We start from the raw sequence: 13,645 nt of genomic DNA, 5'->3' as shown, positions 1-13,645 counted from the left end.
TTTGAAAAATGATAGACTTGGCGCTAACGTATTAAGTGCATTATTAATTCCTAATGTAGATGCAGGGTTAGCAGCATCATTGGAACTGAAACCACATCATAGAAGTTTGGGAATTGTTACCTCTGACTGCGATGATGTAACTTATGTTGCTTTGGATGAAGCGACAAAAGCAGCTGATGTTGAAGTTGTTTATGCTCGTAGTATGTATGCTGGAGCTGGGAATGCTTCTACAAAGTTGGCTGGTGAAGTCATCGGTATTTTGGCAGGACCAAACCCAGAAGAAGTTCGTAGCGGCTTAGATGTTGTGGTTTATGAAATTGAAAACGGGGCTAGTTTCTATAGTGCAAATGATGATGACAGCATCCCATATTTTGCTCATTGTATTTCAAGAGCAGGTAGTTATCTTTCAGAAGGTGCAAACGCAGAAGAAGGAACAGCCATTGCTTACTTAATTGCTCCTCCTGCAGAAGCTATGGTAGCTCTGGATGCAGCTTTAAAAGCAGCTGATGTATCGGTTGGTGCATTTTATGGACCACCAAGTGAAACAAACTTTGCAGGTGGATTATTGATTGGCTCTCAATCTGCATGTCGTGCAGCATGTGATGCATTTGCCCAAACTGTTCAAAGTATTGCAGATAATCCAAAGAGTTATTAAGATGAGGTGTGCTTATGGCAGAAAAAGCACTTGGATTAATTGAAGTACGAGGTTTTCTTGGGGCAGTCGTAGTTTCCGATGCTGCACTGAAAGCTGCAAATGTCTCACTATTAAATGTAGAAACTGTTAAGTCAGGTTTGAACACAGTTCAGTTAGTAGGCGACGTTAGTGCAGTAAGATCAGCTGTAGAAGCTGCAGTTGAGATTGCACAGGATCAACCTTACTATCTTCGTAGTCATGTGATTGCACGACTAGACTCGCAAACAGATTCGATCCTCATTCCAATTCGTAAGGAAGAGAGTAAAGAAGTGTCAAAAGTTGAAACTACCTCATCTGTTGAAGAAAGTGAATCAAATGACCTTGATTCATTAGAACTAACTGAGGTAAGTCCAGAACCGTTGGTATCAGAAGTTGAAGAAACTAGCGTTGAAGAAATTGTTTCCGATATTATTTCTGATATTGTGGTTGAAGAGGAAATTTCAACAGAAGGACAGCCGAAATATTCTGAGGAAGAATTAAAAAAATTCAAAGTTGTTGAATTAAGAAGTATTGCTTATCGGGAAGATAAAGTAGATCTGTCTAAGAAAGAAATTAAATTTGCGAACAAACAACTACTTATTCAAGCTTTACTAAAATTGAAATCATAGGAGGAAGTTAAATGTATATTGAAGATAAAGATCTTTTATCTATTCAGGAAGTTCGCCATTTGATTCAACGGGCTAAAGTTGCTCAACAAAAACTAGCATTGATGAGTCAAGAACAAATAGATACTATTGTAAAAGTTGTAGCTAAAGCTTGTTATGATCAAAGAGAACATTTAGCCAAAATGGCCGCAGAAGAAACTGGATTTGGTAAGTGGCAAGATAAAGTTCTTAAAAATGCCCTTGCTTCAAAAGGCATCCTTGAAGAAATCAAGGATATGCGCACAGTTGGTATTTTGCGTGAAGATAAAGAGAATAAAGTTTTTGAAGTAGGTGTTCCAGTTGGGGTCATTGCTGGGTTAATTCCTTCAACCAATCCAACTTCAACAGTTATATACAAAGCACTTATCGCATTAAAAGGTGGAAACAGTATTGTCTTCTCTCCACACCCACATGCTGCAAAATGTATCAATGAAACAGTTGATATTATTAAAAAGGCAGCGGTTTCAGCAGGATGCCCAGAAGGTGCTGTCAGTGTGATTCAACGTGCTTCTATTGAAGCAACTAATGAGTTGATGAAACATAAGGATACAAACCTGATTTTAGCAACTGGTGGAAATGCGATGGTAAAAGCGGCCTATTCTTCAGGAACTCCTGCAATTGGTGTAGGACCTGGTAATGGACCAGCATTTATTGAAAAAACTGCCGATGTTCCTAAAGCTGTTCGTCAAATTCTTGATTCAAAAACATTCGATAATGGTGTGATCTGTGCTTCAGAACAATCTATCATTGTTGAAGAAGAAATGAAAGAAAAGGTTGTCGAAGAGTTTAAACGTCAAGGTGCTTACTTCGTTCCAAAAGAAGATGCGAAGAAATTAGGAGCCTTCATCATTTTACCAAGTGGAGCAATGAATCCAAAAATGGTCGGTAAGACTACTCAAGTTATCGCAAAACTCGCTGGAATCTCTGTTCCTGATGATGCACGTGTCTTGATTGCTGATGGAGAAGGGGTTGGTAAACAATATCCATACTCAATGGAAAAACTTGCACCAGTTCTTGGTTTCTACACTGTTAAAACATGGGAAGAAGCGTGTGAATTAAGTATTCGTATTCTTCACCATGAAGGTGCGGGTCATACCATGGTAATCCATACACAAAATGAAAACATCGTTCGTGAATTTGCTTTAAGAAAACCTGTTTCAAGAATTTTGGTCAACACTCCTGCAGCGCTAGGAGGAGTTGGTGCTACAACTGGCTTGTTCCCTGCCTTTACTTTAGGTTGCGGAGCTGTAGGTGGAAGTGCTACTTCTGATAATGTCAGTCCATTGAATCTGATTAATATTCGCCGTGTTGCATATGGTACATCAGAATTAGCAGATTTGAGAAATTCTGAAAACCAAGAGATTCTTGACTGTCAAGTCGAAAAGCAAGTTGATGAGGAACAATTGGTCGATCTACTTGTTCAACGTGTGTTATCAAAATTAACTAAATAATTTACTTATTTCATAATTGGAGGAAATTAAAATGTCAAACGCAAACGCATTAGGAATGGTTGAAACAAAAGGTTTAGTAGGTGCTATCGAAGCAGCAGATGCTATGGTAAAAGCAGCGAACGTTACATTGATTGGTAAACAACAAGTCGGAGCTGGTTTGGTAACTGTAATGGTTCGTGGTGATGTAGGTGCTGTTAAAGCAGCAACAGATGCAGGTGCAGCAGCAGCTGAAACTGTAGGTGAATTGGTTTCAGTACATGTCATCCCACGTCCACATTCAGAAGTAGAAGTAATTTTACCACATCCATCAGCTGAATAATTAAGTTTAAGTCAATAATAGGAGGAAAAGAATATGTCAAACGCAAACGCATTAGGAATGGTTGAAACAAAAGGTTTAGTAGGTGCTATCGAAGCAGCAGATGCTATGGTAAAAGCAGCGAACGTTACATTGATTGGTAAACAACAAGTCGGAGCTGGTTTGGTAACTGTAATGGTTCGTGGTGATGTAGGTGCTGTTAAAGCTGCAACAGATGCAGGTGCAGCAGCAGCTGAAACTGTAGGTGAATTGATTTCAGTACATGTCATCCCACGTCCACATTCAGAAGTAGAAGTAATCCTACCTCATAAAGAGTAGATTTTCAAAATTTCTCATGCAGGTAATCAGCAATTAATGTTTTGATAGGAATAAGCATTTTGATGTAAAGAATATTCATTCATATTAATAGCTGAGCGAGGTTGGGAAGTTATATCTCAACCTCGTTGTATCCCTGTGTTTAATTTGTGGTAGAAGGATGTGAATGCATGACAGTTTATACTGAATCACGAATTAGGAAGCTCATCAAAAATGGTCAGGTCAGTGATCAAAATGTTCTAAAACTTTCCAGTGAGGACAAATTGACGCCTGCTGCAAGAGGTTTTTTGCATGATCGCCATATTCAAGTAGCTTATGCTGATTCGCCAAATAAAACTCAAACAGAGATTAGTAAACCATTTCATATGACTGTTTCGTCTCTAGAAGAGTCTGCTGTGTATCCACTACTTTTCAAGCTAACGAAACTATATACGTATTTTCTAAGATGCCAAAAAGAACTCCATCTTGCTTATTTAGATGAAAAAGTTGATCAATTGGGGATTTTACTTCAAATAGTAGAAAAACTTGTCGGCTGTTATATCGAAGAGGATATCTCATTTTATAATCCAAATTTTGGGACAAATGAAGATTTACAGTCCATTCGAGTCATTAAACAGTTGGATCAAGGTAGTGTAAGAGTTGATTTTAAATGTGAAAGCTGGAAACTTTCTTGTTATGAATTATATCTTGAAATTGTAAATATCCGTAAGGAATTGATGCTAGTATCATCGGATAATCAAGATATTTATGCAGAGAAACTGATTGCATTATTGAAATCAATTGAGGTTTTAGTTTGGCTTATTTTAGAATAGAATGTGGAGAATAACAATGTCATTTGAAAATTTAATTGATAAAGTTATTGATAGGATTCAAAATGAATTAGATGGCTCATTTGAAGTGGAAGCTAGTGGGAGACATGTGCATTTAAGTCGTAAAGAATTAGATGCGCTGTTTGGGACTGGATATGAATTGACAAAGGCTAAAGATTTATCTCAGCCTGGACAATATGCTTCAAAAGAACGGTTGACTGTAGTAGGTCCTAAAGGAGCTTTTCATAGTGTCGTTATTTTGGGACCTGTTAGAAAAGAGTCTCAAGTAGAGGTATCACTTACAGACTGCTTACAACTAGGAGTCAAAGCTCCTATTCGTGAAAGTGGTGATATTGAAGGTACTCCAGGTATTGTATTAGTGAATGGTGACAAGTCGGTTTCCTTGGATAAAGGTTTAATTGTAGCAAAACGCCATGTTCATATGACGCCTGAAGATGCAGAAAAACTGGGTGTGAAAAATCATGATATTGTTAAAGTGAAGGTAGAAGGTGCAAGACCATTAATCTTTGACGATGTTGTGATTCGTGTCAGTCCTAAATTTGCAACTTATATGCATATTGATTACGATGAAGCCAATGCTTGTGGCTTTAGTAAAGGAATCCGTGGTCGGATTATTAAAGACTAGTATTGGTTGTTGGAGGTGGGTCAAAAATGGAGAATCTAGATAAGATCGTAGATTTGATTACAGACCGTTTAATGGATAAAATACAGGTTGAAACGCATAAGGCCTCAGTATTTGTTATCGGAGCATTTGATATTCCTGAAATCGTAACGAAAGAAGGTTATCAAGTTGTGAAACAATCAAGTAGTGCTGACATCATTCTAGTAGAATCAATTGGTTTTGATGCAATGATGCGAATCGCTTCTTTGTGTCCGCTAAATGCTGATGAAGCTGTTGTCATTAAAAGTTTGTTGAAAGGAAAGAAAGTTTTGGTTCCAGTAGAATCATTTGACTTCCATCAGTTTAAACAAACTTCAAAAGCCTTATTGTTTCAAGATCTTCAAGAACAGTACGAAAAGCTTCTTCGATATGGTGTTCAATTCTATAAAAAAGAAGAATTGCTATCATTGCTAGAAGAATCTACTTGTGGAGAAAACAATAAACCTTTAAATGATGTGACAAAGAATGAAACACAACCGAAATCTGTTGAAAAGGTTGGCTTATTAACTGAAAAAAAGTTAATTGAAATGAACCTATCTGATCATGATAGGATTCGGATTAAAAAAGGAATGATTGTGACCGCTCTTGCGAAAGACTATTTGAAACGTCACAATATTATAATAGAAGAATAAGGAGTAGCGAGATGTTTGTTGGGAAAGTGAAAGGAAGTCTATGGGCTACGAGAAAAGATGAAAAACTTAATGGATTAAAGTTTTTAGTGGTCGAACGACAACTGGATGACCATCAAACAGATCCTGCCTTAGTCATTGCTGCTGATTGTATTGGTGCTGGTGAAGGTGATCAAGTGTTGGTCACTACAGGAAGTTCAGCTCGTGTGAGTTTGAATAGACAGGATGTCCCAGTAGATATGGTCATAGTAGGTATCATTGATAAAGTTGAGTATCAACTGGATGATTATTGAAAGTAGGGATTAATTTATGAGTATAAATGAAATTATCATTTACATTATGGTTCTCTTTATGCTTGTTGGTGCAATTGATAAATGTATCGGCGGGAAATTGGGCCTTAGTGAGCAGTTTGAAGAGGGAATTATGGCTATGGGAGCGCTAGCGCTTTCTATGGCTGGGATTATGGTTGTAGCTCCATTGTTAGCTGATTTATTAAAACCTATCATTGTTCCTCTTTATGGTTTGGTTGGTGCGGATCCTTCGATTTTTGCAACAACATTTATCGCGAATGATATGGGTGGAGCACCTTTAGCCTTGAGCTTAGCCCAAGATAAAGCTGTTGGTGATTTTGCTGCCTACGTTTTAGGTTCTATGATGGGACCAACGATCGTGTTCACGATCCCTGTTGCCTTAGGTATTATCGAAAAATCAGATCGTCCTTTCTTGGCTCGTGGTATTTTGTACGGTTTGGTAACTGTGCCTGTCGGATGTTTAGTTGGTGGATTGCTTGTTCCAGGTCTATCATTTGGTACTTTATTAATCAACTTGATCCCTATTGTCATTGTATCTGCCCTTATTTTCATAGGATTGCTTCTTATTCCAAATGGAATGATTAAAGGATTTGAAATCTTTGGTCAAATCATTGTTGTGATCGCAACCTTAGGTTTGGCGTTTGGTGCAGCACAACTCTTGACTGGTAATAAATGGTTGCTTGAACTTTATCCAAAAGGTGCAGAAACCCTTCAAGAAGCATTTGTCGTTGTTGGTTCAATCGCAGTAACCTTGGCTGGTGCTTTTGGTTTAGTTGCTGTCTTTACTAAAGTAGCCAACAAACCTCTTTCAGCAATTGGTAAATCATTGGGAATGAACGAAGTAGGAGCTGCTGGTTTGGTTGCTTCTTTGGCAAACAATATTGCTATGTTCCAAATGTTAAAAGATATGGACAAACGTGGTAAGATCTTGAATATTGCCTTTGCTGTATCTGCTTCATTCGTTATCGGGGACCACTTAGGATTTACTGCTGGACAAGCTCCTAAGATGATTGTTCCAATGATGATTGGTAAGTTTGTTGGTGGGGTTACTGCCGTATTACTTGCCTACTTCTTGACTAAGAAAGAAGCCTAATTGGAGGTATTGGTAAATGGATTATAATCGTACAGATATTGAATCTTTAGTTCGCAAAATTCTTCTAGAAGAATTGGCAGGTAAAGGTTCTGCTAAACGTGTTAGTAAAGCTGGTGTAGCCTCTATTTCACTACCAAGCTTAGATGTTCGTCCTGAAGATCGTTTGGACACAGGAAATCCTGAACATCAAGTCTATACACGTGATCTTTTGACTCTTGAAGAAAGTCCTCGACTTGGCTTAGGTTTGATGACAATGGATAAGACAACATTCCCTTGGCATTTAGACTATGATGAAGTTGACTATGTGATCGAAGGTCGTTTGGATGTTATCTCTGGTGATGAAGTGATGAGTGCTGGTCCAGGTGAAATCATCTTTATTCCAAAGGGAAGCGATATTCAATTCTCTGTTAAAGATAAAGCACGCTTTATTTATGTGACTTATCCAGCAGATTGGCAAGGATAATGAACTTTTATATACAATAGTTTATAAGGAGCACCATAAGTGTGCTCTTTTTGATTGCGTTTTCAATTTTTCATTGACAAATGCTATAATTTATATTAGAATAAAGACATCTTTAGTGTTTAAGAATGAAGAGAGCACAACGAGGTGCTTAGTAATTTAATAAAGCAACGGAGCTACAAAAAATAGTGTATTTTTTGTAGCTCTATTTTTTTCAAGAGATAGGGGTTTTTAGGATGAAGCAGTTTATGTTAGCTGGTGTATCTAGTGGTGTTGGAAAAACTACCGTAACACTGGCTGTATTAAGAGCTTTAACAGATATGGGGTACAATGTTCAGCCGTATAAAATTGGTCCTGATTATATTGATACTTCTTACCATAGTCGTATTACGAAGAACTCATCTCGTAATCTAGATAATTTTTTAATTCCTGATACGGATTATCTGAAGTGGTCTTATTATCGTTGGCATCAAAATTCTGATGTCGCAGTGGTAGAAGGGGTGATGGGACTCTATGATGGATTAGGAACAGATAAAGATTGTGCCTCTTCTGCATCTGTTGCTAAACAGCTCAATCTACCTGTTGTTTTAATTATTGATGGGAAATCAACCTCGACTTCAGCGGCAGCAATTGTCCATGGCTTTTCTTCATTTGATCCAGCGGTAGATATTGTTGGTGTCATTGTCAATCGAGTGGCTTCGGAAACCCATTATCAGCTGATTAAGGGAGCGATTGAGCGCTACACTGATATAGAAGTCCTGGGGTATTTTCCAAAAAATGTTCAGGTTGAACTACCTTCAAGGCATTTGGGATTGATTCCGGATGTGGAGATGGATGATCTTGAAGAAAAGTTTGCTATTCTTGGAGAGCAGGCTAAAAAAACCATTCAGTTTGAGCGCCTATTGGAGAAAGTTGATAGAGAATCAGTTGAACTTTCTTCTCCATTCAAGCTTGAGAATTCTACCCCATTAACCATTGCTTATGCACTGGATGATGCCTTTCATTTTTATTACGAAGATAATCTGGATTTATTAAGAAGTGCTAATGTCGAGCTCATTCCATTTAGTCCCTTAAAAGATGAACGCTTACCGGAAGCTAATGCCTATTATTTTGGTGGGGGCTATCCGGAGTTGTTTGCAAAAGAATTGTCTGACAATCGTTCCTTTAGAGAATCCGTTCTAGAAGCTCATCAAAAGGGAATCCCCATCTATGCTGAATGCGGAGGATTGATGTATCTTGGAAAAAATCTTGAGATTGAAGATCAGTTCTTTGAAATGGTTGGGGTATTTGATGGTACTAGTGTGATGACCAACGGACTAAAACGTTTTGGTTACTGTTTTGCAACCACTAATGAAGATTCTTTATTTGGTCCGTCTGGTACGGAAGTTCGAGGCCATGAGTTCCATCATTCCATCTTCAATACTTCTGAAAAAACAGTTTTAGACCTCAGAAAAGAAAGAGATGGAGAAGTGGTTTCCAATTGGACAGGGGGCTACCAGAAAGGGAGAACTTTTGCAAGTTATCTTCATGTTCATTTTTATCAAAAGGAACAACTCCTTATGAGTTGGATTGATTATATCTTGGAGTCAAAATAATGATAATTATTGCAATTTTTATCGCTCTTCTTCTTGATTGGTTAATTGGAGATCCCTATTCGTGGCCACACCCGGTCAAACTAATTGGAAATTTCATTTATGCTTGTTTACGGATGGAAAACTTAAAAACGAGATATCCTTTTCTGTTCGGAATATTCCTTTGGATATGCACCGTTTCTTTGACAGTTTCCATCACGTATGGAATCTTGTGGGGTGCTAGTCAGCTTCACCCGATTCTTTATTGGATTTTGTGGATTTATTTAGCCTACACCTGTTTAGCAACTCGCTCTCTGGCTTTTGAAGCTCTCAAAGTATACAAAGCCATTCAGTCTGGTTCCATTGAGAAGGCTAGGTATCAAGTGGGAATGATCGTTGGGAGAGAAACAGATCAGCTTACCATACCTGAAATTTGTAATGCGACCATTGAAACCGTCGCAGAAAATGCAAGTGATGGAGTGATCGGCCCCTTATTATGCTTATTTATTGGCGGTCCCGTATTAGCAATGGGATACAAAGCCATTAATACACTAGATTCAATGGTCGGTTATAAAACAGCCAAATACCGTAAGATTGGATATGTTTCGGCTAAAATAGATGATTTGGTCAATCTCATTCCTGCCCGTTTAACTTGGTTGTTTATGATGGCAAGTGCCAGAGTCCTGCAATTGGATTTCGAAAATGCCTTAAAAATAGGTTGGAGAGATCGCTATCAACACGCGAGTCCAAATAGTGCTTTTCCTGAGTCGGTCGTGGCAGGTGCCCTGGGGATTCAATTAGGTGGAGCTCATATCTATCATGGTGAGTTGATTACAAAACCAACTATTGGTGATCCTTCAAGAAGTGTAGAGCCAGATGATATTTTAACATCCATTTCTATGCTCTATATGACAACGACGATTTCAGTTTTCGTTTTGTCGATCATTTATTTCATTGTTGCAATTTATTAAAAGAGGAGTATGTATGTCCTATATCAAAAATCCTTCCTCAATTGAGGAAAAAAGTTTCCAGATCATTCAATCTGTGATCGATCAGGATCATCCAGGTTATGAATTCCATGAAGATATGGAAGAAGCCATTATTAAACGTGCGATTCATACCACTGGTGATTTTGACTATCTCTATACCATGAAATTTATCAACCATGTTAATGAACGTATTGTTGATGTAATTCAGAATAAAGGTACCATCATTGTTGATTCAAGTATTTCTTTAAATGGGATCAATAAACGAGTGTTGGACCAAATGGGTGTTTCCTACCGTTGCTTGATTAATGATGAAGATGTCATCCAACTTGCTAAGGAAAAAAATATCACTCGAGCTATGGCTGCTGTTGAAAAAGCAACAGAGATCGAAGGGCCTAAAGTATTTGCTTTTGGTGGAGCACCTACCGCTTTGTTCCATCTCCTTGATTTGATCAAAGATAAAAAAGTAGAGGTAGATGCGATTATCGGTGTACCCGTTGGATTTATCAATGTCTTAGAGTCAAAGGAAGCTTTATTAGCGACCGACTTGCCTGTTATGGTAAATGAAGGACGTAAAGGCGGAAGCACCCTTGTCGTAGCCATTATTAATGCAATTATCTATCAAATGCAAACGATCGTGACAGAAGACTATGTTCGTTATTCAACAGCTTTAAATGATAAAAAAGGATAAGGTATTCATGAGTTATATAAAAGTATCAAATCAGATTGAAGAAGCCAGCTTTAAAAAGATTCAAGAAATCATTGATCAAGAACATCCAGATATTGTTTTTGATAATCCCTTTCATGAAGCGGTTTGGAAACGAGTCGTTTTTGCGAGTGCAGATTTCGATTACCTCTACAATATCAAATTTTCAAATGATGCCATTGACCATATTTTGGATGTTATTAAAAATAAGGGAACCATTTTTACGGATACGACCATGGTTCTAGGTGGCTTTAATAAAAGAATCTTGGATGAACTTGGTGTGGCCTACAGATGTTTGGTAAATGAACCAGCAATCTTTGAAGAAGCTAAGGCAAAAGGGATTACTCGCTCCATGGCAGCGGTCGAACATGCGGCCAATGAATTGGGTCCTAAATTGTTTGTATTCGGAAACGCTCCAACTTCTATCTTTAAAGTCTTGGATATGGTAGAAGAAGGAACACTAGTCCCTGATGCTGTTATTGGTGTTCCGGTTGGCTTTGTCGGTGCGGCTGAATCAAAACAGAAGCTTCATGAGAGCCCAATTCCTTCTATTGTTGCATTGGGAAGTAAGGGAGGAAGTACGATTGCAGCAGCAGTGGTCAATGCCATCCTTTACCAGTACAGACAAGAAATGGATGATTACCAACGCTTCGTAGTCCCAAATAATTAAGTAGTGAAGGAAATGGAACTATATGGATGAGTACGCATATGTCAATGGAAAAAAACTAAGAAAAGGGTTCACTACTGGAACTTGTGCGACAGCTGCGACAGCCGCAGCGATTAGCATGATTCTCAATCAAGATATCGAAGAAAAAGTTACAGTTTTTACGGCTAATGGTGTCGAAGTAACGATGGATATCAAAGATCCTTCTTTTGGTGAACTGACTGCTAGTGCCGCTGTCGAAAAGGATGGTGGTGATGATGCAGATGCGACGCACGGACTCCTGATTTATTCGACAGTGACTCTCATACCAGATTCAAACGACATTGAGATCGATGGAGGAGAAGGTGTTGGTCGCGTCACACAAAAAGGGCTGAAATGCGATGTTGGAATGGCCGCAATCAACCCAACTCCTCGGGCTATGATTGAAAAAACAGCCCGACAATTACTGGGGCCAAACTGCGGAGCGAAGATTATTATTTCAGTACCGGGTGGGGAAGAAACAGCCAAGTTGACCTATAATTCACGCTTAGGAATTGTAGGTGGGATCTCCATTTTGGGGACGACAGGAATTGTCAATCCTATGTCAGAAGAGAGTTGGAAAGCTTCTATTACGATTGAATTAACCATGTTATACAATCAAGGGTATCGTTCAGTAGTTTTAGCTCCTGGTAATTATGGCGAAGACTTTGCAACCAATGTACTGGGGATTCCACCTCATCGGATTGTGAATATGAGTAACTTTGTCGGTCATGTCCTAAAAGAAGTTCAGCGGATCGGATTTACTCGTGTTCTGATGGTTGGGCATATGGGTAAATTTGTCAAGGTGGCTGGTGGGATCTTCTCAACCCATAGTAAAGACTCAGATGCACGAATGGAAATCATCATGGCCAATCTAGCCTTACTGGGTGCTCCAGTTGAACTGCTTGAGAAAGTGGATCAGTGTATTACAACAGATGCAGCTGGTACTTTGATTGAGGAGTATCACTACGAAGAAGTTTATCAAGTGTTAGTAGACAAGATGAAATTCCGTTCGGAACGTTTGCTGCGGAATCGGAAGCCGGAAGTCAGCATTGATGTAGTAACCTTTGGGACAGAAGCTGGGTATTTGGCTTCAACCCAAACATTAGAAGAAATAGCGGAGGAATGGACGTGATCTATGTAATTGGAATAGGGCCAGGAGCCCCTTCCTATGGACTTTTGGGAAGTGAAGAGATATATCAGAAGGCAGACTATATTCTTGGAAGTGAGCGACATTTAGAAATCCTTCCAGCTGCCTATCAAGAAAAAGGAGTTGTACCTCCAAAGAAACTTGCGGAATTGGCTCAATTAATCGAGTCTTATCCAGAAGATGCAACCATTCTTTATCTAGCATCGGGCGATCCCCTAATCTATGGTTTGGGAAAATGGTTGTCTGAGAAATTTAAAGGGCGCGTGGTGGTTCAGCCAGGGATTTCTTCCTTCCAGTATCTCGCGAGCAAAGTCTTTCTCCCTATGAATGATGCCTACTTAACAAGTAGCCATGCAAAAATTCCTGATTTTGATTTTTTGCTTTCTCTACCCAAGGTATTTATGGTGACGGATAAGAAAATTGGTCCCTATGAAATAGCACAAGAAGTAATGAAACGGGGATTAAAAAAAGTCTTAGTCATCGGTGAAAATCTTAGCTATGAAGATGAAAAAATTGAAATTTTAGCAGAGGATCAAGTTATCGATCGACAATATGAAATGAATGTGGTGGTGATACTAAATGAAGGATTCGGCATTTATTAGAGCAAAGGTTCCAATGACCAAAGAAGAAGTCAGAGCAATCAGTATTGATAAATTAGACTTGCATAAAGCTAAGAGAATGTTGGATGTTGGCTCTGGTACGGGTAGTGTAACAATTCAAGCAGCTGTTTCCTTTCCAAATTTGGAAGTCGTTGCCATTGAACAAAATGAAGATGCTGTTGCCTTGACACAGGAGAATATTGACTACTTTGGCTGTCAGAATATTACTCTAATAAAAGGCAAAGCTCCTGTTGAGCTAGAAGGACAATTTGATGCGATATTTGTCGGTGGAACCGGTGGCAACATGGCTGAAATCTTTGAGTGGTGTGAACATCTGTTAGTTCCGGGAGGACGCTTTGTTTTAAACTTTATCCTCTTGGAAAATGCTATGGAAGCAATCCAACTTGCTGAAAAATTGGAATGGCAAGACTTAGACGTCGTATCCATCCAAGCGAGCAGATGGTCTGCCCTAGGAAAAGGGCATTATTTCAAACAGCAAAACCCAACTATTATTGTTTCAGCTGTAAAACCAGAAAGGAAATAAAGG

At 38.8% G+C, this 13,645-nt stretch carries 18 protein-coding genes; all 18 read left to right on the top strand.

Annotated elements, in window-relative coordinates; genetic code table 11:
* The first annotated feature begins 1 nt into the window (after position 1).
* The 18 genes from eutL to RDV49_RS07900 all read left to right on the top strand — a co-directional run bounded on the left by eutL (position 2) and on the right by RDV49_RS07900 (position 13,642).
* The gene (gene eutL, locus RDV49_RS07985; protein ID WP_003006890.1) at positions 2-655 is read left to right on the top strand and encodes an ethanolamine utilization microcompartment protein EutL; all 654 of its coding nucleotides are present in this window, start codon (positions 2-4) and stop codon (positions 653-655) included.
* A 14-nt stretch (positions 656-669) separates the two neighbouring features.
* Positions 670-1,302: a BMC domain-containing protein gene (locus RDV49_RS07980; RefSeq protein ID WP_003006891.1), complete on the top strand. Its 633-nt coding sequence runs from the start codon at positions 670-672 to the stop codon at positions 1,300-1,302.
* An 11-nt stretch (positions 1,303-1,313) separates the two neighbouring features.
* Positions 1,314-2,789, top strand: coding sequence for an acetaldehyde dehydrogenase (acetylating) (locus RDV49_RS07975; RefSeq protein ID WP_003006893.1), 1,476 nt, complete (start codon positions 1,314-1,316; stop codon positions 2,787-2,789).
* Positions 2,790-2,820: 31 nt separating this feature from the next.
* Entirely contained in the window at positions 2,821-3,108 is a 288-nt protein-coding gene (locus RDV49_RS07970; RefSeq protein ID WP_003006895.1) for a BMC domain-containing protein, read from the top strand.
* 33 nt (positions 3,109-3,141) lie between these two features.
* Complete coding sequence (locus tag RDV49_RS07965) at positions 3,142-3,423, top strand: BMC domain-containing protein (RefSeq protein WP_003006897.1); 282 nt, start codon at positions 3,142-3,144, stop codon at positions 3,421-3,423.
* A gap of 167 nt (positions 3,424-3,590) precedes the next feature.
* A complete protein-coding gene (locus RDV49_RS07960; protein ID WP_003006898.1) occupies positions 3,591-4,232 on the top strand; it encodes a hypothetical protein in 642 nt (213 codons plus the stop codon).
* Between the two features lie 16 nt (positions 4,233-4,248).
* Complete coding sequence (eutD, locus tag RDV49_RS07955) at positions 4,249-4,875, top strand: ethanolamine utilization phosphate acetyltransferase EutD (protein WP_037607846.1); 627 nt, start codon at positions 4,249-4,251, stop codon at positions 4,873-4,875.
* Positions 4,876-4,901: 26 nt separating this feature from the next.
* Positions 4,902-5,543 (top strand): hypothetical protein, encoded by a 642-nt coding sequence (locus tag RDV49_RS07950; protein ID WP_003006903.1) that lies wholly within the window; start codon positions 4,902-4,904, stop codon positions 5,541-5,543.
* Positions 5,544-5,554: 11 nt separating this feature from the next.
* On the top strand, positions 5,555-5,833 hold the full coding sequence (locus RDV49_RS07945) for a EutN/CcmL family microcompartment protein (protein WP_003006905.1): 279 nt from the start codon (positions 5,555-5,557) through the stop codon (positions 5,831-5,833).
* Between the two features lie 16 nt (positions 5,834-5,849).
* On the top strand, positions 5,850-6,944 hold the full coding sequence (locus RDV49_RS07940) for an ethanolamine utilization protein EutH (RefSeq protein WP_003006906.1): 1,095 nt from the start codon (positions 5,850-5,852) through the stop codon (positions 6,942-6,944).
* 16 nt (positions 6,945-6,960) lie between these two features.
* Positions 6,961-7,407 carry a EutQ-related cupin domain-containing protein gene (locus RDV49_RS07935; RefSeq protein WP_003006908.1) on the top strand — a complete coding sequence of 149 codons (447 nt, stop codon included), beginning with the start codon at positions 6,961-6,963 and terminating at the stop codon, positions 7,405-7,407.
* Positions 7,408-7,640: 233 nt separating this feature from the next.
* On the top strand, positions 7,641-8,999 hold the full coding sequence (locus RDV49_RS07930; protein WP_003006910.1) for a cobyrinic acid a,c-diamide synthase CobB: 1,359 nt from the start codon (positions 7,641-7,643) through the stop codon (positions 8,997-8,999).
* Positions 8,999-9,946: an adenosylcobinamide-phosphate synthase CbiB gene (gene cbiB / locus RDV49_RS07925; protein ID WP_003006911.1), complete on the top strand. Its 948-nt coding sequence runs from the start codon at positions 8,999-9,001 to the stop codon at positions 9,944-9,946. Before RDV49_RS07930 ends, cbiB begins: the two co-directional genes overlap by 1 nt.
* Positions 9,947-9,959: 13 nt before the next feature.
* Positions 9,960-10,652 carry a cobalt-precorrin-8 methylmutase gene (locus RDV49_RS07920; RefSeq protein WP_003006914.1) on the top strand — a complete coding sequence of 231 codons (693 nt, stop codon included), beginning with the start codon at positions 9,960-9,962 and terminating at the stop codon, positions 10,650-10,652.
* A 7-nt stretch (positions 10,653-10,659) separates the two neighbouring features.
* On the top strand, positions 10,660-11,337 hold the full coding sequence (locus RDV49_RS07915) for a cobalt-precorrin-8 methylmutase (RefSeq protein ID WP_037607849.1): 678 nt from the start codon (positions 10,660-10,662) through the stop codon (positions 11,335-11,337).
* A gap of 22 nt (positions 11,338-11,359) precedes the next feature.
* A complete protein-coding gene (cbiD, locus tag RDV49_RS07910; protein ID WP_003006919.1) occupies positions 11,360-12,484 on the top strand; it encodes a cobalt-precorrin-5B (C(1))-methyltransferase CbiD in 1,125 nt (374 codons plus the stop codon).
* The gene (locus tag RDV49_RS07905) at positions 12,475-13,101 is read left to right on the top strand and encodes a cobalt-precorrin-7 (C(5))-methyltransferase (protein WP_003006921.1); all 627 of its coding nucleotides are present in this window, start codon (positions 12,475-12,477) and stop codon (positions 13,099-13,101) included. Before cbiD ends, RDV49_RS07905 begins: the two co-directional genes overlap by 10 nt.
* Positions 13,079-13,642 (top strand): decarboxylating cobalt-precorrin-6B (C(15))-methyltransferase, encoded by a 564-nt coding sequence (locus tag RDV49_RS07900; RefSeq protein ID WP_003006923.1) that lies wholly within the window; start codon positions 13,079-13,081, stop codon positions 13,640-13,642. Before RDV49_RS07905 ends, RDV49_RS07900 begins: the two co-directional genes overlap by 23 nt.
* The last annotated feature ends 3 nt before the right edge of the window (positions 13,643-13,645 follow it).

Origin of the sequence: Streptococcus parasanguinis (assembly GCF_031582885.1) — a bacterium.
GTDB classification, from domain to species: Bacteria; Bacillota; Bacilli; order Lactobacillales; family Streptococcaceae; genus Streptococcus; species Streptococcus parasanguinis_M.
The sequence above is the reverse complement of the archived record's forward strand: the minus strand, read 5'-3'. Positions and strand labels throughout refer to the sequence as shown.